The sequence below is a fragment of the Streptococcus bovimastitidis genome (assembly GCF_001885095.1).
Classification (GTDB): domain Bacteria; phylum Bacillota; class Bacilli; order Lactobacillales; family Streptococcaceae; genus Streptococcus; species Streptococcus bovimastitidis.
The window spans coordinates 986,259-1,005,138 of record NZ_LZDD01000001.1; the positions used below are offsets into that span (position 1 = coordinate 986,259).

23 protein-coding genes and 1 pseudogene are annotated in these 18,880 nt (G+C 37.7%); 6 read left to right on the forward strand and 18 right to left on the reverse strand.

The window, feature by feature from the left end; translation table 11 throughout:
- Positions 1–42: 42 nt before the first annotated feature.
- The 3 genes from A9Q68_RS04810 to A9Q68_RS04820 are packed head-to-tail and all read right to left on the reverse strand — an operon-like array spanning position 43 to position 2,673.
- Positions 43–1,713: a hypothetical protein gene (locus A9Q68_RS04810; protein WP_071793558.1), complete on the reverse strand. Its 1,671-nt coding sequence runs from the start codon at positions 1,711–1,713 to the stop codon at positions 43–45.
- Between the two features lie 59 nt (positions 1,714–1,772).
- Complete coding sequence (locus A9Q68_RS04815; protein WP_071793559.1) at positions 1,773–2,405, reverse strand: SdpI family protein; 633 nt, start codon at positions 2,403–2,405, stop codon at positions 1,773–1,775.
- Complete coding sequence (locus tag A9Q68_RS04820; RefSeq protein WP_071793560.1) at positions 2,392–2,673, reverse strand: autorepressor SdpR family transcription factor; 282 nt, start codon at positions 2,671–2,673, stop codon at positions 2,392–2,394. Before A9Q68_RS04820 ends, A9Q68_RS04815 begins: the two co-directional genes overlap by 14 nt.
- A gap of 172 nt (positions 2,674–2,845) precedes the next feature.
- On the opposite strand from A9Q68_RS04820, the gene A9Q68_RS04825 reads away from it, so the two are divergent.
- From A9Q68_RS04825 to A9Q68_RS04845, 5 genes and pseudogenes are all read left to right on the forward strand, one after another.
- The gene (locus tag A9Q68_RS04825) at positions 2,846–3,673 is read left to right on the forward strand and encodes an exodeoxyribonuclease III (RefSeq protein ID WP_071793561.1); all 828 of its coding nucleotides are present in this window, start codon (positions 2,846–2,848) and stop codon (positions 3,671–3,673) included.
- Between the two features lies 1 nt (position 3,674).
- A pseudogene (locus A9Q68_RS04830) lies at positions 3,675–4,336 on the forward strand (DNA alkylation repair protein).
- 161 nt (positions 4,337–4,497) lie between these two features.
- A complete protein-coding gene (locus tag A9Q68_RS04835) occupies positions 4,498–4,872 on the forward strand; it encodes a VOC family protein (protein WP_071793562.1) in 375 nt (124 codons plus the stop codon).
- Between the two features lie 21 nt (positions 4,873–4,893).
- Complete coding sequence (locus A9Q68_RS04840; protein ID WP_071793563.1) at positions 4,894–5,310, forward strand: VOC family protein; 417 nt, start codon at positions 4,894–4,896, stop codon at positions 5,308–5,310.
- Positions 5,311–6,011: 701 nt separating this feature from the next.
- Complete coding sequence (locus A9Q68_RS04845) at positions 6,012–6,914, forward strand: cation transporter (protein WP_071793564.1); 903 nt, start codon at positions 6,012–6,014, stop codon at positions 6,912–6,914.
- A gap of 32 nt (positions 6,915–6,946) precedes the next feature.
- On the opposite strand, the gene A9Q68_RS04850 is transcribed toward A9Q68_RS04845, so the two are convergent.
- From A9Q68_RS04850 to serC, 5 genes are read right to left on the reverse strand one after another with little or no spacing between them, the layout of a single operon-like run.
- Positions 6,947–7,300, reverse strand: coding sequence for an arsenate reductase family protein (locus A9Q68_RS04850; RefSeq protein WP_037592408.1), 354 nt, complete (start codon positions 7,298–7,300; stop codon positions 6,947–6,949).
- 2 nt (positions 7,301–7,302) lie between these two features.
- The gene (locus tag A9Q68_RS04855) at positions 7,303–7,779 is read right to left on the reverse strand and encodes a methylated-DNA--[protein]-cysteine S-methyltransferase (RefSeq protein WP_071793565.1); all 477 of its coding nucleotides are present in this window, start codon (positions 7,777–7,779) and stop codon (positions 7,303–7,305) included.
- A gap of 48 nt (positions 7,780–7,827) precedes the next feature.
- Positions 7,828–9,003, reverse strand: a complete 1,176-nt coding sequence (locus A9Q68_RS04860; protein WP_071793566.1) for a 3-phosphoglycerate dehydrogenase family protein — start codon at positions 9,001–9,003, stop codon at positions 7,828–7,830.
- Positions 9,004–9,057: 54 nt separating this feature from the next.
- Positions 9,058–9,612, reverse strand: coding sequence for a GNAT family N-acetyltransferase (locus tag A9Q68_RS04865; protein ID WP_071793567.1), 555 nt, complete (start codon positions 9,610–9,612; stop codon positions 9,058–9,060).
- 39 nt (positions 9,613–9,651) lie between these two features.
- Complete coding sequence (gene serC, locus A9Q68_RS04870; RefSeq protein ID WP_071793568.1) at positions 9,652–10,749, reverse strand: 3-phosphoserine/phosphohydroxythreonine transaminase; 1,098 nt, start codon at positions 10,747–10,749, stop codon at positions 9,652–9,654.
- 117 nt (positions 10,750–10,866) lie between these two features.
- Here serC and A9Q68_RS04875 point away from each other — a divergent pair, with 117 nt between their 5' ends.
- Entirely contained in the window at positions 10,867–11,499 is a 633-nt protein-coding gene (locus A9Q68_RS04875) for a copper homeostasis protein CutC (RefSeq protein WP_071793569.1), read from the forward strand.
- A gap of 89 nt (positions 11,500–11,588) precedes the next feature.
- On the opposite strand, the gene A9Q68_RS04880 is transcribed toward A9Q68_RS04875, so the two are convergent.
- The 10 genes from A9Q68_RS04880 to A9Q68_RS04925 all read right to left on the reverse strand — a co-directional run bounded on the left by A9Q68_RS04880 (position 11,589) and on the right by A9Q68_RS04925 (position 18,879).
- On the reverse strand, positions 11,589–11,984 hold the full coding sequence (locus tag A9Q68_RS04880; RefSeq protein WP_071793570.1) for a DUF5684 domain-containing protein: 396 nt from the start codon (positions 11,982–11,984) through the stop codon (positions 11,589–11,591).
- Between the two features lie 166 nt (positions 11,985–12,150).
- Positions 12,151–13,011, reverse strand: a complete 861-nt coding sequence (gene rsmI, locus A9Q68_RS04885; RefSeq protein WP_071793571.1) for a 16S rRNA (cytidine(1402)-2'-O)-methyltransferase — start codon at positions 13,009–13,011, stop codon at positions 12,151–12,153.
- 1 nt (position 13,012) lies between these two features.
- Entirely contained in the window at positions 13,013–13,324 is a 312-nt protein-coding gene (yabA, locus tag A9Q68_RS04890; protein WP_071793731.1) for a DNA replication initiation control protein YabA, read from the reverse strand.
- A gap of 7 nt (positions 13,325–13,331) precedes the next feature.
- Positions 13,332–14,132 carry a regulatory iron-sulfur-containing complex subunit RicT gene (gene ricT, locus A9Q68_RS04895; RefSeq protein WP_071793572.1) on the reverse strand — a complete coding sequence of 267 codons (801 nt, stop codon included), beginning with the start codon at positions 14,130–14,132 and terminating at the stop codon, positions 13,332–13,334.
- Entirely contained in the window at positions 14,129–15,004 is an 876-nt protein-coding gene (locus A9Q68_RS04900; protein ID WP_071793573.1) for a DNA polymerase III subunit delta', read from the reverse strand. The genes ricT and A9Q68_RS04900 overlap by 4 nt, the downstream gene beginning before the upstream one ends.
- 14 nt (positions 15,005–15,018) lie before the next feature.
- Complete coding sequence (gene tmk, locus A9Q68_RS04905; RefSeq protein ID WP_071793574.1) at positions 15,019–15,648, reverse strand: dTMP kinase; 630 nt, start codon at positions 15,646–15,648, stop codon at positions 15,019–15,021.
- An 84-nt stretch (positions 15,649–15,732) separates the two neighbouring features.
- Positions 15,733–16,395: a CBS domain-containing protein gene (locus tag A9Q68_RS04910; protein ID WP_071793575.1), complete on the reverse strand. Its 663-nt coding sequence runs from the start codon at positions 16,393–16,395 to the stop codon at positions 15,733–15,735.
- A 58-nt stretch (positions 16,396–16,453) separates the two neighbouring features.
- On the reverse strand, positions 16,454–17,164 hold the full coding sequence (locus A9Q68_RS04915) for an ABC transporter ATP-binding protein (protein WP_071793576.1): 711 nt from the start codon (positions 17,162–17,164) through the stop codon (positions 16,454–16,456).
- Entirely contained in the window at positions 17,164–17,928 is a 765-nt protein-coding gene (locus A9Q68_RS04920; protein ID WP_071793577.1) for an ABC transporter ATP-binding protein, read from the reverse strand. The genes A9Q68_RS04915 and A9Q68_RS04920 overlap by 1 nt, the downstream gene beginning before the upstream one ends.
- On the reverse strand, positions 17,929–18,879 hold the full coding sequence (locus tag A9Q68_RS04925; protein WP_071793578.1) for a branched-chain amino acid ABC transporter permease: 951 nt from the start codon (positions 18,877–18,879) through the stop codon (positions 17,929–17,931).
- Position 18,880: the final 1 nt, after the last annotated feature.

Consider the following 18,880-nt stretch of genomic DNA (forward strand, 5'->3'; position numbering starts at 1 on the left):
TATTGTGTCAGGCTTTATATCTTTATAATTTAATATGTTTTCTTATGGTGTCACATTTGATGTTTGGGTACTAGATTCAATAGTGACATTTTGTAAGTAATTGTCTTGACCAACTTGGCCCTTGAAGTGATCTCCTGCTTTGATAAATGGAAGTTGATCCGGCGTATCCTTGCTGGCTTTGATTTTATAGACCTTGCCTTCAGAAAAAAGGTAATAAATGGTATTTCCAGAAATCATTTGACTGGCTACTTGTTCAACCTGACCAGAAACTTTTTCCACTTTCTGACCACTATCAGCTTGCGAAGATAAGCCACTGGTGTCGCGGTCCGTAAATTGAGCAATCAAGGCTTCAATATCATTATTGACTGTCACTTGTTGATAATCTTCCGCATCAACCAAGGCATATGATTTAATCAGACCGGCATCATCTTTCAAGGACACCAAATAGAAAGCTTTATCATTTAACTTAACCAAAACTGGCGCTGTTGCTTGATAACCTTTCTCTTGAACTTCGCCTTCGGCGGATCGCTTCGCTGAGCTCTCAGTCGCTGAAGAAAGCTTGTAATTAGTGACCTCTCGAGTCCGCATATTGACTAAAATAAAGCCAAGATTTGACGAATCAGCTGTTGCCGAGGTAATACCTGTATAGAGATAGAGGTCCGAACCAATGGTCAAATAATTATAATTATCAGTGGTTTTTTTAACACCTGACTGACTAAAGACGGTATTCCAATAACCATTTTGATAAGTATAATGGTCGTTAACTCTTTCCAGAACATTTGAGGCTGAATAAACACGGTCAACCCATTTAGGAATTGCTTTTAAACTGTAATGCTTGGTTTTACCAGTGACAGCATCCAGTAATATAGCACCTGTTGGATCGGGTGAAGACAGGCCAAAACGTGGTTTATAAGTAGTTGCAACATAATAAGGATTGCCTTGATCATCCACTTCAAATGATGGATCACCAAAAATGGTAAAAGGATGCGTAAACCGTAAATGGCGCAAGGTATCTCGGAAAAGGTACTCAGAACTTGAGTATTTCATTGCCTTTTGTAAACGAACCAATTGGGCCTTACCAGTGGTTTGATTGACTTTCACATAATAATCAATCCCCTCTTGGCGGTTGGTCGCCCACTTCCAAAAACTCTTATACTCCAGAGGTGAAACGCGATAAGGTTGTTTACCTATTGTAATTTGACGGTATTCTTTGGAAATACCAAATTGGGACACTTTGTCAATTGTTCCAAGATAGGTATCGCCTATCTTCTCCGCTGATTCTCGGTCCAGCAAAGCTAGAGTTGAAATATTGCTTTCAGGGAAATCTTTCTTGAAATCTGCACTCTTTACGTTGATCACGTCAGCATAAGCTTTAGCTCTAAAAAGACGGGTATTAAAGAAAGACAAGACCCCAATAACCAGAGCTATCCCAAGAATAGCCAGAGTCAGCCAACGGTTGATACCGGAAAAAAGATTGAAATTCTGGGTAACATCTTTGACTTTCCCTTTTGCTTTCGAGTTGGTAAAAAGACTTTGAATCCCATCTGAAAGAGAGTGGATATAAAGATTAACCATTAAGATGACAAGGAGGAAGATAACAAATAACCAAAACTCACCACTCCAAATATTGATTGGTGGCAGATTGATCCAGTAATAAGAGGCAATCACAATCAGGGAAATCAAAGTTACCAAGACATGCATTTTTCTTTTCATAAGCTAACCTTTTCTAGAATGTATTATCTTCTATTATAGCACATTATGAAAGGGATTTCTCAATTACCATTTTTATAAAAGCGATAAGAATAAATAATAGGAAAAGCAATCATAATCGTTAACAATATTCCAAAAACGATACCGTTACTAATTTTAAGTAAGCCAAAAATCAAAATCAAGAGACCACCTGCTACCCAAACTTTTCCAGCTAATCGATGCGTTTTATTCCAGTTATTCTCATTATTTAAGGTCCAAGGAACTCGGATCCCAACAGTATAGTTTTGACGAATTTTTGGTAAATAGTTTCCGATAACCAAGAAAACAAGGCCCATAAAGATATTGGCATTGAAAGTCATGCCATGTCCAGAGCCAGTGGCTGCAAAGAAGACCATGGTTTGGGCAAAGAGCGATATGGCTGGGACAATCCAATAGACCAGACCAGCCATTTTTCTAAGCCGCCCTGATTTAGGGTCTTTGGAAACTAGCCAAACCGTAAAAAGATGGATGGCTAACATAAATAAGGGTAAGAAAAAGACGGCAAAGGTTTTACTGGAATAATCATCAGCTTTGCCAGAAAAATCAAAGTGGGTTGGTACTTGATTTGGCAATTGTTTCCATAGTAGCAAGCCAATTAAAATTGGTAAAAGTGTCACTAAACTAGTTATTAACAAGTGTTTTTTATTGATTTTCATTATTCTTATCTCCTCTTAGATCTGATAACCAAACCATGACATCCTCTAGGACCGAGGTGTTAATCTCATAATAAATAAAATTTTTAACCTTATTTTCTTCAATCAAATTGGCTTTTTTCAAGATGTTTAAGTGATAAGAAACCGAAGCCTGTGCCAAATCAAATTGCTTGGCAATCTCTCCTGCTGACCACTCACCCTCTTTTAAAAGATTGAGAATTTCCCGGCGGACCGGATCGGATAAAGCCTTAAAAGTTTCTGCGAAGCCCATTGGATAACCTCCGTCTATTTCGAAATTTTTCTAAATATATTATAACACTCACTAACTAAAAAGCAAGAGCTATTTCGAAAAAATTTAAAATAGATTTTAAAGGTGTGAAAATTCGCTTGATAAGCGCTTTTTTGCTAGAATAGACTTATCTTAAGACAGAAAGAGATTCAAAATGAAACTGATTTCCTGGAATATTGATTCCTTAAACGCAGCCTTGACCGGTGAATCACCACGCGCCCTTCTTTCACGCGCTGTAATCGACACTTTAGTAGCTCAAAACGCTGACATTATTGCTATTCAAGAAACAAAATTATCAGCAACTGGCCCTACTAAAAAACACATGGACATTATCGAAAGTTATTTTCCTGATTACGTTCACGTTTGGCGCTCATCCGTTGAACCTGCCCGCAAAGGTTATGCTGGAACTATGTTCCTCTATAAAAAAGAACTAAACCCAATTGTTTCCTTCCCTGAAATTGGAGCACCTTCAACAATGGATGCTGAAGGACGGATTATCACACTTGAATTTGATGATTGTTTTGTTACTCAAGTTTATACACCAAACGCTGGAGATGCTTTAAAACGTCTCGAAGACCGCCAACTATGGGATATCAAATATGCTGAATACTTAGCAGAGTTAGATGCCCAAAAACCAGTACTGGCTACAGGTGACTATAACGTTGCCCACAATGAAATCGACTTGGCAAACCCAGCTAGCAACCGCCGTTCCGCTGGCTTTACCGATGAAGAACGTGCTGGCTTTACCATGCTTTTAGGCAAGGGCTTTACCGATACCTTCCGTCACATCCATGGTGATATTCCTAATGTCTACACCTGGTGGGCACAACGAAGCAAAACCAGCAAAATCAACAACACTGGCTGGAGAATTGACTACTGGTTAACCTCAAATCGTGTTGCTGATAAAGTTCTAAAGTCTGAAATGTTAGACTCAGGTACTCGCCAGGACCATACCCCTATCCTTCTTGAAATTGACCTATAAGATGACAAGCCAAGAAAAATTTGATTTGCTTGAAAAGCGTATGGCCTCCCAAGCTGATACTGGACAAGCTGAAAAAATGGCGGCCTATATGAAAAACCATTTTGACTTTTACGGCATTCCTGCGTGCCCTCGTCGCCTCATCTACAAGGACTTAATAGCTGCAGACAAGAAAGCTAAAAGCATTGACTGGCTCTTGCTAGATCTTGCCTGGGCAAGTCCAAACGGGAACTGCACTACTTTGTCTGTGATTATCTAAAGGCTTTGACTAAATGGCTAAGCTTTGACCATGTTCCCAAACTCTTAACCTATGTCACCAGCAATCAGTGGTGGGATTCTATCGACCATTTTGACCATATTTTGGGCAGCATTGAGAACAACAGGCGGGATGCATTCATGTTGGAGCTCTCGCTGTCAGAGGATTTCTGGTTGCGACGCATCGCCATCGATCATCAGTTGGGCAAAAAGGATAAAACCAAGCCGGAACTTTTGGCTGCTATTATCTTAAACAATCTGGGATCTTCAGAATTCTTCATTAATAAAGCCATCGGTTGGAGTTTGCGGGATTATTCGAAGACCAATCCTGACTGGGTGCGAGAATTCGTCAAAGAACATAAAAATCAAATGGCACCACTTTCAATTAGAGAAGCAAGGAAATATATCTAAGGATTAAGCATTATCAAGATTTTGGTAATGCATTTTTCGTTTCAAAACCACTTCGACAGTTCCATCTTTAAATCCTTTTTTTAAAAATCAAATATTTTGTCAATTTAATCAAGTCAAGTTATAATAACACATCACTATATATTAATAATTGGAGACACGAAATGATTTCTAAATCTACAACCATGCTTTATGTTAATGACACTGAAGCTGCAATGACTTTCTGGACAGAAAAAATGGGCTTTGTCATTACTGACCAAGCTGACTCAGAAGATTTCAAATCTTTTGAAGTTGCCCCATCACTAGATTCAGCAACAAAATTTGGAATCCACAACAAAGATATGGTTGCTCAAGCAAACCCAGGCATGAACGTTGGCTTCCCATCACTACTTTTTGAAACTGATGATTTAGAAGCTGAATACAAAACACTAACTGAAAATGGTGTGGCTACAAACCCTATCATGGAATACCAAGGTATGGTTCATTTTACTTTCCAAGATAACGAAGGTAACTACATCGCTGTTCGTCAAACAATTTAATTTTCTAAAAGGAGAAAACACATGGTAACTGCACTTAATGTCTACTTAGTAACAAATGGAAACGGTAAAGAAGCTGTTGAATTTTACAAAGATGCTTTCAATGCTGAAATCACTAATTTAATGTTCTGGAAAGATGGTGTTCCAGATTGTCCTAAAGATCGCGAAGATCTTGTGATGAATGCCCAAATGGAATTTAATGGCATCCGTCTTCAATTATCAGATGAAAATCCTGATTTTGAATACAAAGCTGGTGGCAACATGTCAGCAGCACTTATCGTTGATAGCATTGAAGAAGCTCAAGAGCTTTATGCTAAATTAACTGTTAATGCTCAAGAAATCGTTATGGAACTCCAAGAAATGTTCTGGAGCCCAGCCTACGCTAACTTTATCGACCAATTCGGTATCATGTGGCAAATCAATACAGAACTTGCAAACTAATCCAAAAAGAAGTTAGGAATAGAATCCTAACTTCTTTGCATATAAAGACAAAATATCAGTCTTTACTTTTTTAATGCTTTTCTATTTCGGTTTCGGACGGTAGGTCAAACAGTCAGTGAATTGACTGTTTGAGGAAAACCCAGTAATTACATGCCTAAATCATGATCCCTAAGCGTCTCATGATTTTCGAGTTGCTTATTAAGAGATATGCCATTATCACCGCTATAGAAAAGTATTTTTTAATGACTAAATGTCACTTTTGAATCCCTTAAGTAAATTATTTTTAGTTACTTCATTTTTATTTCGTATATTATTTAGTTGAAGAGCCTTTTTCTAATCCTATTATGTCAGTAAATATTCGTCTCATCTAATATTTCTACGTCATTCGTTCACATGTCAAACGATCAAATTATTGAAAATAATGTTGTCTACCGCTAGATGTTTGATTGAAACCAGACTTATAAGTATCTCTATATTAAAAACTGTTTAAAACGATTGCTTATTATACTTTATATTTTGCTCAAATGAAAAGTTTCTTATTTTAGAACTTGAATTCAATTAAATCTTAATAGAAATACCTAAAACATAACATTTGTCTTCAATCAGATAGAGACATCATCAGTTGCATCATTTAAAGTCACTTTTGTTTTTTAAATTTTCTCATGATATAATAATATTATAATTATTAAAAAGGAGGAAAAATGAACTACAAAAATATAGAAAAAAAAGCACTTTTAATCTCTTCAACTGTTAATGGCATTAATGCTTTCGCTGGTATTTTTATTTATATTATCACGGGATTAAACGCACTTTTATTAGATAGTGTCTTTTCGGTCATTGGTCTTGTTTCTTCAATTGCTGCTATCTATATTAGTAAAAATAGCCACAAAAAAACAGATAATTTTCCTAGGGGTCTCTATTTCTTGGAGCCATTATTTGGGGTATTAAAATCAATAGCTACTTTAATGTTACTGCTGATTGCACTTCTTGAAAGTGGCGCAGTCGCTTATTCATATTTTACATATGGTGAAGGTGAACTCATCCACACAGGTCCCGTTTTACCCTATACAATTCTAACAGGTATGCTTTGCTTCGCCCTTTCCTACTATAACCATCGAAAAAATAAGGCAATCAATAATCTTAGTACAATTTTACATGCTGAAAGCAAGGCAAATTTAGTTGACGGTCTTATCTCCATTGGTATCGGAATAACCGTTTTTCTTCTAAATTTCATCAGTCAAGATGGACATCTGGGCTTTTTCCATTACACAGGTGATTTTTTTATCACGGTTATATTAGTGCTTTTTTCCTTTAAAGAGCCCTTAACGATATTAATCCATTCCTTTAAAGAATTTGCCTATTCGACAGTTCAAAATGAAAAACTTGAAGAAGCAATCGTTTATATTGTTAATCACCATCTAAAAGAACATCAAGATGATTATGACATTTTTGTTCATAAACAAGGAATGCAAATAAACGTCAGAATATTAATTTTAGATCTTGAAAGTCATCACATTATCAAACAGTTTGCTTTAAAAAAGGCAGATTTATTGAATCATTTACGAAAAAAATTTGATCAAATTCATCTAGAATTTGTTTTCTAAAAAGAAGTTAGGAAAAATCCTAACTTCTTTTTTTACTTAAATAATTCTCCGTAGGGTTTACGAGCCCCAATTTGGATGACTTGTTTATCCTTTACTAAAATGGGACGTTTGATTAACATGCCATCTTGGGAGAGCAATTGTGCAGCTTCCTCAATGCTTAAATCGTCAATCTTATCCTTTAGACCCATTTCTTTGTAAGAGTTACCACTGGTGTTGAAAAAATTCTTCATGGTAAAGTCTGAAGTCTCCATCCACTCCTTCAAAAGCTCTGCCTTAGGAGGTGTGGTCTTGATATCGACCGACTCAAAATCGGAGATATACTGCTTCAAATCTGCCTTGGCTTTTCGACAAGTGGAACATTTTGGGTATTCATAAAAAGTGTACATGTCTATCCTTTCTCCTTTTCTAATAGCCAGATTTTTTTATCAAGGCCACCGGCATAACCCGTCAATTGACCCTGGGATCCCAAAACGCGATGGCAGGGCACAAAAATGCTTAAGGGATTATGACCAACCGCTCCCCCGACCGCCTGAGCCGACTTGCAGTTCAAAGCCATGGCAATTTGACCGTAAGTTCTTGTTTCTCCATGGGGAATAGTCTGCAAATAGGTCCAAACCCGCTGGCGAAAATCGGTCCCATTTAAAGCAATAAAGTCAGCAACAGCAGGCTTTTCCTGGTTAAAATAAGCATCTAGCCATTGACAAGCCGCTGCTAAGGGCGCATTGACCTCTTCCAGTGGTACTTGCTTTATCCCAGCTTCAAAGTATTTTTGATTGAGAAACCAAGCACCAATCAGGGCTGACTCATCCGCAATTAATGAGATAGGACCTAATGGTGATTGATAAATGGTCTTAAATAAAGTCATGAGTTTCCCTCCATAAAGCAAGCCTTGATGTCATTCAAGGCTGTTCGATTATTTAGTAATGAGGCGAACACGGATAATGTTTTCGCTGGCTTCGAAATCTGCCACTAATTGATTAATTTTTTGGCCATCGCATTCATCCAAGTCTAGGAGGGTGTAGGCATAATCACCTTTTGACCGGTTGATAATATTATCAATATTAATGTTTAAGTTGGATACGGCTGTTGAAATTTTAGCCACAATATTTGGAACATTTTTATTGATAAGGGTAATCCGATATGGTGCAGATAAAGCTTGATGGACATTTGGAAAATTAACAGAATTTGTAATTTCACCTGTTTCCATAAAGCGACGGATAGTCTGTCCTGCCATAATGGCACAGTTTAATTCCGCCTCCTCAGTTGATCCCCCAACATGGGGAAAGACCGTGATATTTTCCTTATTTAAAAGTTCCTGACCACCAAAGTCGGTGATGTAACGTTTGACCACACCTGTTTCAAGGGCATCAAACAAATCAGCATTATTAACTAATTCAGCCCGGGCAAAATTGATGATGGTTGTGCCTTTTGCCATCAGAGCAAAACTTTCAGCATTAAAGGTATCTTTTGTAGCTTCTGTCAAAGGAACATGAACTGTAATGTAATCCGACTTAGTAAAAATCTCTTTCAAGTCATCAACCCTTTGGACATGACTTGAAATATTCCAAGCTGTTTCAATAGAAACATAAGGATCATAGCCTAAAACATTCATACCTAAGCGATAGGCATCGTTAGCAATCCTTGCACCGATAGCGCCAAGTCCAATGACTCCAAGAGTCTTACCAGAAATCTCTGACCCAGCAAATTGTTTCTTACCGGCCTCAACTTGTTGACTAACGTCATCACCCTTTAAAAGGTTGGTCCATTGATTGGCAGATATATAGTCACGTGCTGACATGAGAATGGCAGCTAAGACAGCTTCCTTGACCGCGTTAGCGTTTGCCCCAGGTGTATTAAATACTACAATACCTTCTGCACTGGCTTGATCGATTGGAATATTATTGGTTCCTGCTCCTGCTCTTGCGATAGCTTTTAAATTGTCAGGAAAAGTCTGACCATGTAAGTTTTCACTACGTAAAATGTAGGCGTCGGGATTAGCCGCTAAGTCTCCATCAATTTGAAACTTATTCCCTAATTCCTTTAAGCCTATTTGATTAATATTATTATAAGTTTTAACACTGTATACCATTTATGAATTGACTGGACAAGACTAAGCTATCCAGCACTCCTTCCTTAGAGCATCTTAGTAACTGCCACCATAACGACTATCTTCATTTATCTCTTGATAGCTAGCTTTTTCATGCTCTTTTTTAATTTTTTGATAAGCTAAACGAACACCAGCTAAAGGCACTTTTCCACAATAGTTAAAACCAAGCTTAGTCATGATATGCTGCATAGCTAGATTTTTTTCATGCGTATCACAACGAAAATCTGTCTGATCATGCCCTTCAATCAATCCTTGTAAAAAGGTTTGAGCTAAAGCCTGACCTTGGCTATCTTTAGCCACAGCAATTCGATGGAAAGTAACATAATCATTATTATCATTTAACCATTGTCCTTCATAGATGGCGTTATAGGCTTCTTCATTACCATAAATAACCGCTGAATAAGCTACAATTTGATTATCTACCAGGGCAACGAAGCCCTGACCCTTGATAATATCATCGATGATAACGTCTGCATTAGGGTGACCATCTTGCCACTGGTCACTACCATAGGCTGCAATAACTTCTTTTGCCCCCTCAATAATTGTCATGATTGGGCCCACTTCATTTGGAAAAGCTAATCTAATGTCCATAAAGCTTTTTCTTCTCTCATTCTTTATTCTATTTGATTACTATTTATTGATATTATGACTTTCAAATTCCTTCATAAAGTCAATTAAAGCAACAACCCCTTCTTTAGGGAAGGCATTATAAATACTTGCTCTCATACCACCAACACTACGGTGACCTTTAATATTTTTAAAGCCTTTAGCCTCAGCTTCTTTGACAAATTTCTTGTCTAACTCTTCATTAGGAGTTGTAAATGGAATATTAGCAATAGAACGTTCCCGAGGATTTTTGATAGGATTGTTATAAAAAGGCGACTGTTCAATATAAGTGTATAATAATCCAGCTTTCTCTCGGTTAACGACTTCCATTTGATCTAAGCCACCCAATTCCTTAATCCATTCAAAGACCAATTTTGCAATGTAAATGCTATAAACTGGTGGCGTGTTATAAAGGGATTCAGCTTTAGCTTGAATAGAATAGTCCAACATACTCGATAAAACCGGCTCTTTGTTCAAAAGATCCTCACGAATAATAACTACAGTTACACCAGCTGGGCCAATATTTTTTTGAGCACCGGCATAAATCATCCCAAATTGGTCAACTTGATAACGAACAGCTAGGATATTTGAGGACATATCCGCAACAATTGGGACACCATTGGTATCTGGTAAGTCGTAAATAGCAGTCCCTTCAATGGTATTATTAGTTGTGATATGGACATAGGCTGCTTCTGGGTCAATAGCAGAGCTATCATAAAGTGGGATCAAGCTGAACTTGTGTTCTTCAGAAGAGGCCAATAGTTCTGGCTGCATTGGAATTGATTTTGCCAGTTTAAGAGCTTCTGTATAAGCTTTTTTGCCCCAAGAACCTGCTACATGATAATAAGCTTTTTTACCTTGAGCTAGATTCAAAGGAATCATGGTAAACTGAGTCGAAGCACCTCCTTGAAGGAAGAGAACTTTATAATTATCAGGAATAGCCATTAATTCTCGAAGCAAAGCTTCGGCTTCTTTAATAATAGCATCAAATTCATTGGATCGGTGCGACAACTCTAAAACACTCATTCCACTGGAACGGTAGTCTAGCATATCAGCTTGCGCTTTTTCTAGAACGGCTTTTGGCAATACTGCAGGTCCTGCAGAAAAATTGTAAATTGTCATAAATACACCTCCGTATAATAATTGAAAGTATAGCATAATTATCAGAATTTTACAAAGATTTCCTGTCTTTATTCCAACCATAAAAATGGTATAATAAAACAGATTAGGAGGTTAATCATGTTAATAAAAGAATTTTGTGCCGAAAATTTAACCCATTTAAGTGGCTTAGGAGATCATCAAGTCAACCGAGTGGAACTTTGTGATAATTTAGCCGTTGGTGGAACAACACCTTCATATGGCGTCATCAAAGAAGCCTGTGACTTACTCCATGAAAAATCCATCACTGTTGCTACAATGATTCGTCCTCGAGGTGGCGATTTCGTCTATAACGACCTTGAATTAAGAGCCATGGAAGAAGATATTCTTAAGTCTATCGAAGCTGGATCTGATGCTTTAGTTTTAGGCTGTTTAACAAAAGATAATCGCTTAGACATTGACGCTATTGAACAACTCCTACCTGCTTGTCAAGGTTTGCCTTTGGTCTTTCATATGGCATTTGATTACATTTCAACTGATGAACAAAAAACAGCCATGGATCACTTAATCGACTTAGGATTTGTTCGTATCCTTACCCATGGTCATGCTGAAAGCAATAATATCATGGAAAATATCAGCCATCTAAAAGAATTGGTAGACTATGCTGACAATCGCATTGAAATCATGATCGGTGGTGGGGTTACTGCTGAAAATGCTGAAGAACTTAGCCAAATGGTTGGAACCCCAATTGTTCATGGAACAAAGATTGTATAAGAACATGTACCACTAAACAAATTTTCAATCGAAACCAAAACTGTTCCTCAATTAAAAACAAAAAGAAAGCTCATAAGAGCTTTCTTTTATTATCTAATCATATGATCTACTGGATGGTAATTGTTTTCATGGTATGATTTACCAAAGGCAAGAATTAAGGTTGAAATTCCTGGGAAAAATAAACTTAATACTGCCAACCCTTTTGAGCCGCCAAAGGCACGTACAAAACAAAATTGCGTATATGCATAATAAATGGCAAAAGCCCAACCAATAAAGTAAAGCCATTTGTTGCCTTCACCAAAAGTAATTTTATGCTTTGTAAAACCACCTAATATTGGAATCAGCGCATGCCAACCAGGTTGTTCTGCTTTTTCAAATAAACGCCAATTGCCAATCACTTGAAGGAGTAATGAAATTAATACTAAAATAAACAAAAAACCATAAACAGCTAGTACAGCATATAGTCCTGCTTCATCATTTGTCATCTCTTTGAATCCTCTTTTCCATAAATCTGTACATCTTGTACACCTTTATTATAACAAAATTAAAATGAAAACCATACATTTTTTTGTAAAACTTTTGTAAATAACTCATTCTTAATACAAAAAAACTCTAATTTTTAGAAAATTAGAGTTTTTTGTTCGATTATTATCAATTATTATGATAAGCCTGGTATAATTCTTGTCTATTTAATTGATATTTTTTTGCAATTTCTTTGATTGCTTGGTTTGGCTTTTTACCGGCCGAAATTTCTGACACAATTAATGCCAGATAATCAATATCTGCTTCATGGTCATTCAAGTCTTTGTCAAAGCCAGAAACAATCAGTAAACACTCTCCTTTGAGTGGATTATCACTAATGGATTCTAAGAGTTCTGAGATACTTCCCCTTTGATATTCTTCGTAGATTTTGGTCAACTCCCTGACTAAAACAACTTGGCGGTCACCGTAGACGCTCAACATATTTGAAAGGGTATCTGTCACGCGATAGGGAGATTCATAGAAAATTTGTGTTTCTGGGTAAGCTTCTTTCTCTTGGAAAAAGGCTTTTTGCTGTCCGGCTTTTCGCGGTAAAAAACCATAAAAAATATGAGGTTGAGGGGCTAGACCACTAGCAATCAGAGCCGTAATTCCGGCCGAAGCACCTGGGAGGGCAACCACTGTCAAATCTTCAGCAATGGCAGCTTTGACCAAGTCGTGTCCTGGATCAGAGATTGAGGGCATACCGGCATCTGAAACTTGCGCCAGATCATGTCCTTCTTTTAATAGGGCAATCAGTTGAGGAATTTTCTCAAATGCATTATGTTCATGAAAAGCAATCTGTTTGTTAATGATGTCAAAATGTTTTAAAAGAATACCGGTATTACGGGTATCTTCTGCACAGATAAAATCAACTTCATTCAGGGTTTGAACAGCCCTATAGGACATATCTTGGAGATTACCAATTGGTGTTGGTACCAGATAAAGTGTTCCTGATGTCTTTTGCTCTTTAAAGCTTTTTTGAATCTGCATCTTAAATCTTTCTATCTAATAGTTCACGACAAAACATGCATTCTTCATCGTTCTCACGTCTTTGCCCATAGAAAAAATTGCAAATATGAAATCCTTCATCATAGATGTCTTCCAAATGATCTTTTCCATGTTTAGTCGTAGTCTTAACCACTGGTTCATTTTCCAGTTGATTCAGGCGTTCCCGCAATTTATTATTTTCAATTTGTAATACTGTATTTTCTTCTAGTAATGCTTGAACTTGTTTTTTAATGGCCTCACTTTCAGCCAGGGTAATCATTAGATTTTGTGAAAATCCATCAAATGCATCAAACATTTCTCTTTTATTTACCAATACTTACCTCCTCTAATGGATAGGTTAAAACGGCTTGTTTTTCATCTACCATAATTTTTAGGGTGTCGTCAAAAATATTGATGCCCACTACCCGACCAGGACCTTGATCTGTTTCAACAATTGTCCCATAATCAGGGAATTTTTTCTTGCTATCGCTATAAAAATCATCTTCATACTGGAGACAACATAAGAGACGTCCACAATAGCCTAAATTTTTACCAGAGTTTAAGGACAAACTTTGGTTTTTTAGCATTTTTATAGATACTGTCGGAAATTCTCCTAAAAAGCTAGAACAACAAATCGGACGCCCACATGGACCAATGCCGCCATAGACCTTTGCTTCTTCCCGACTATTGAGTTGTCTCAATTCAATCCGCGTTCTAAAAAGCGCAGCTAAATCTTTCAATAGTTGACGGAAATCTACCCGTTCATCTGCTGAAAATGTGATTAAGACATAATTTCTATCCAAAGGAAAAAAGATGTCGATTAATTTCATATCCAACTGATTTTGTTCAATTAAGTCACGAACTTGATCCTTGGAATTTTCGGCAAAGTTTTGGTTAGCTAGAAAAGTTTTTTTGTCCATCTCATTTGCTTGTCGAATAACTTCTGGCATATCTTTGGGTAAGTTACTTTCTTTGAAAGCTTTCATCGCTTTGGTGACTTGAACCAATTGATTACCTTTAGCTTCTTTCACCACTAACCAAGAATCTAGTGGGTAATCTGTCTCTGTTTTTACATATTTTGTTGCAGGCGACTCTGCAAAACGAACACCAATTGTACTAATCATGATAACACCATAAATTCTAATGTATTTTGAAAAGAAACATTACTTTGCCACATTTGTCTAGCCAAAAAGAGTCTATCTAAATAATGCAAGGCTCTATCTTGACCATGCTCAGCAGCTAGGTAATAAGTTAAGAGTTTTAAAATGACGTCTTGTTCTTTCTTCTCGGGTGCAATGCTGACCAGTCGACTAACTTCTAAATAGGCCTGGTCCTGGTTTTTTAATAAATGACCAATAAAGCGTTGGCAAATGGTCATCCACTCTAACAATTTTGGATCTTTGAGGAGCCCTTCAAGGTCACTTGGATTTTTAGCTAATTTTGCTAACATATCTGCCTGACTTTTTAAGGAACCGGCTTCCTGAGCCTGTTGCGATAAAAGGGCTTCATTTTTGGGGAAATAGAAAATTTGCGTCCGACTCTTGATCGTTGGTAAAACCAAATTTTCATCATTGGTTAGCAAAAAGATGTATGAATCGCTTTGTGGCTCCTCAATATATTTTAAGAGGGCATTTGCTGCATTAACATGCATTTTTTCACTGTCCTTGATAATGAAGACTTGCTTTTCACTCTCATATCCCGTTCGCGAAAAGTTTTTCATCATTTCCTTAACTGCTTCTGTTTTAATGACCTGACCACTAGGTTCCAATAAGGTCACATCAGAAAATTCCCTCGCTGCAATTAACTGACAGGAGCGACAGTGCCCACATGGCAGTCCCGCTTGGGTCTCTTGACAAAATACTGCTTGAGCTAGATAAAGGGCCATATCCAAATTAGCGAAATCACCGACAAAAAGATAGGCATGATTGAGGCGTTTTTTAGCAAGAATTTGAGTAAAAGAGGCAAAAGCCTGGGGTGCTAATTGTTCAACAGTCATCCTATCCTCCTTTTTTATAGTTTTTCTTGGATGGTGGCAATAGCTTGCGCAATCACCTGATTCAGTGGTTTTGAAGCATCGATAGTCACAATGCGCTCAAGGTTTTCTTTGGCTAACTGTAAATAACCATTGCGAACCTGATAATGCATATCGACTTTTTCTAAATCTAAACGGTTAACTTCCCGGTCTTTATTTTGAGCTATTCGTGCTAAGCCAACCTCAGCCGTAACATCAAAATATAGGGTTAAATCTGGTTTAAGACCATCTGTAGCAAAGTCATTTAACCATTGAATATCCATCTTTTCAAGGCCACGACCACTTCCTTGGTAGGCAACAGAGCTATCAATGAAGCGATCAACAAGAACAATCTTTCCTGCTTCTAAAGCTGGTAGGACTTTTTCCACCAAATGTTGGCGTCTAGCTGCGATATAAAGTAAGAGTTCTGTTTTAGCATCCATAGCCGTATTATTGACATCCAAAATGACTTCCCTGATGCTTTCGGCGATGGCTACTCCACCTGGTTCCCGAGTCGTCATAATATCCTGATAACCGGCTTTTTCTAATAATGGAATGATAGCTTCAAGAACAGTTGTCTTTCCAGCGCCGTCTGGACCTTCGAATGTGATTAATTTACCTTTTGACATATAGATTCCTTTAATTTTAATTATTACTATTTTACCAAAATTTAGCTAAAAAAAATACTGCCTTTGGAAAAGGCAGTGAAATCTTTAGTTAAGGTCAGCTTTTATCTCTGTTGGAGTTACAGAAATAATGGTTACTCCTGTATCAGCTAAGGCTTGACTAAGACTTGCTTGGTCACATTGGCCGTCGATTTGAATTTCCACAATTGTTTTGCCAGTCGCACGGCTATCCGCAACAATGCGACCGATATTGAGTTTAGCTTTAGAAATGGATTCTGAAACTTTAGCTAAGATCCCAACTTTATTATCAGCCTCTAATACGATTCGAGTACCTTGCATTCCATAACCTGAAACATGTAAAAAAGCCTTAAAAACATCTCGGTCGGTAATGATACCACAGAGTTTTTCCTCATGCATAACTGGAAGGACACCAATTTTATGCTCCAACATCAGATAGATGGCATCTTCTAAACTGGCATCTGGACCAATAGTGATGACCTTTTTCAGCATAATATCTTTGATTTTGGTTTTATTGAGCAAGTAGTTCATTTCATAAATGGAGAGACTGGTTGCTTTTGATGGGGTTGCGTCAGCCATGGTTCCAGCCGTTACCAGACCAACCAATTTGCCATTATACAGGACTGGAAGACGGCGAACGTCTTGATCGCGCATAATATCTGCTGCTTGGGCAACACGTGTTTCAGGGGTAATAGTAATGACATCCTTGGTCATATAATCTTTGACAGCCATAAGACTTCCTCATTTCTTTTTCTAAAAATAGTATAGCACTCTTTCAATGACTTAGAGCCTAGCCACCTAAATAAGCTTTCTTGACTTGATCTGATTCTAAAAGTTCAGTTCCCTTACCTGATAATACCAGCTTGCCAGTTTCTAAAACGTAGGCACGATCGGCTATGGATAAGGCCTTATTGGCATTTTGCTCGATTAACAAGACAGTCATCCCCTGTTTTTGGATATCCTTAATAATAGAGAAAATTTCATTGATAAAGATTGGAGCCAGACCCATTGATGGTTCATCTAAGAGCAATAATTTAGGTTTGCTCATTAAAGCTCTTCCCATGGCTAACATTTGTTGCTCACCACCTGACAGAGTGGCAGCATCTTGGTTTTTACGTTCTTCTAAACGTGGAAATCGGTCGAAAATCATTTTTAAGTTTTCTTGATTTTCTGCCTTATCTTTCATCAGAAAGGCTCCCATTTCTAAGTTTTCCATAACGGTCAAGCCAGAAAAAACATGACGTCCTTCTGGTACTTGTGATAAACCTAAAGAAACAATTTTCCGAGCAGCTGTTTTATGAATATCTTGACCTAGAAAAGAGATACTCCCTTGGCTTGGTCTCACAAGTCCCGAAATGGAACGCAGGATTGAGGTTTTACCGGCTCCATTAGCACCGATAAGGGTAACAACTTCACCTTTTTCAACTGTGAAGGAAATATCTTTGACAGCTTCAATAGCGCCATAGTTAATAGATAAATGGTCAACTGATAACATTGGCATTAGAGTTCTCCTCCCAAGTAGGCTTCAATAACCCGCTTATTATTTTTGATTTCTTTTGGTGTCCCATGGGCGATTAGACGGCCGTATTCTAAAACATAGATTCGTTCCGTCACTTCCATAACTAAAGACATATCATGTTCAATTAAAATGATGGTCATGCCAAAGTCATTTTTGATTTGACGAATTAGAGCGGTTAAATCTGCTGTTTCCTGTGGGTTCATGCCTGCTGCTGGTTCATCCAAAAAGAGAATTTTAGGCTTTGTAGCAAGTGCACGAACGATTTCCAAACGTCTTTGTTGCCCATAAGGAAGATTCCGCGCTAACGTTTCTGCCTCTTGGTCTAGGTTGAAGATGGCTAATAAGTTCAATGCTTTTTCTTTTAGCTCCGCCTCTTTTTGATAGAAACTTGGTAAGCGTAAGAGACTTGCAAAGAGGTTACTTTTTTCTTGATTGGCTAAGCCGATTAAGACATTATCTAAAACAGTCATATCCTTGAATAAACGGATATTTTGAAAGGTTCTCGATAAGCCTAAAGAGGCAATTTTATAAGGTGTTTTACCATTGAGGACTGTCCCATCAAGTGTAACGGTTCCCTCACTAGGAACATAGACTCCGGTTAAAAGGTTGAACAAAGTGGTTTTACCAGCGCCATTTGGTCCGATTAGGCCAACTAATTCACCTTCATGTAGTTCCATGGTGACATCGCCAACAGCTGTCAGCCCACCAAAATGTTTGCTTAAATGTGATACTTCAAGAAGTGCCATTTACTTGCCCTCCTTTTGCTTATTAAAGAATGCTGACAATTTCAATTCTTTGGTCCCTAGGAGTCCACCTGGTCTAAAGACCATTACCAAGATGAGAGCTAAAGAATAGATGATCATCCGAATATCGGACAAACTTTGCAAATACATATTTAAGGCACCAAGGACGATAGCCGCCACAATGGTTCCAGTCATTGAACCCAGTCCACCTAATACTGCAATAATTAAGTAATCAATAGACCGCATAATAGTAAAGTCTTTGGGAACTACTGTCCCAATGTAACCAACATAGAGAGAACCGGCAATACTTGCTGTCATAGCAGCCAAAGCGAAAGTCATGACTTTAATCTTTGTTGTGTTTACACCCATTGACTCTGCTGCAATTTCATCCTCACGAATGGAAATGACTTGCCGTCCAGTTGAAGATCTTAAAAAGTTAAGCATTAAAAGTGCAATTAAGACCACAAAGATAAAAACAACTGGCCATGTTGTATAGCGGAGAATTCCCGTTAGACCAGCAGCACCGTTAGTCACTTCGCCACCATTAACAATGGCAATCCGAATAATTTCCGCAACACCCAGTGTCGCAATAGCAAGGTAATCCCCTTTCAAGCGAAGAGTCGGAAAACCAACAAGAACGGCGATTAAACCGGCAACTAAAACTCCTAATAACATGGAGATATAAAAACCGACATAAGTTGGCATATAATTTGTAAAAATGGCTGTTGCATAGGCACCGATGGCCATAAAACCAGCTTGACCAAGTGGAAATTGACCTGAATAACCGAGAACCAAATTGGTACCCATGGCCATAATGATTGATATTCCAATACCCATCAAGATTTGCACATAATAAGGTCCCAAAATACTGCTACCGATTAAGAAAGAGAGGACGATAAAGGTTAGCACAATAATGGCAAACCAAGCAGTTATGGATTTGATATTTTTTGTCATC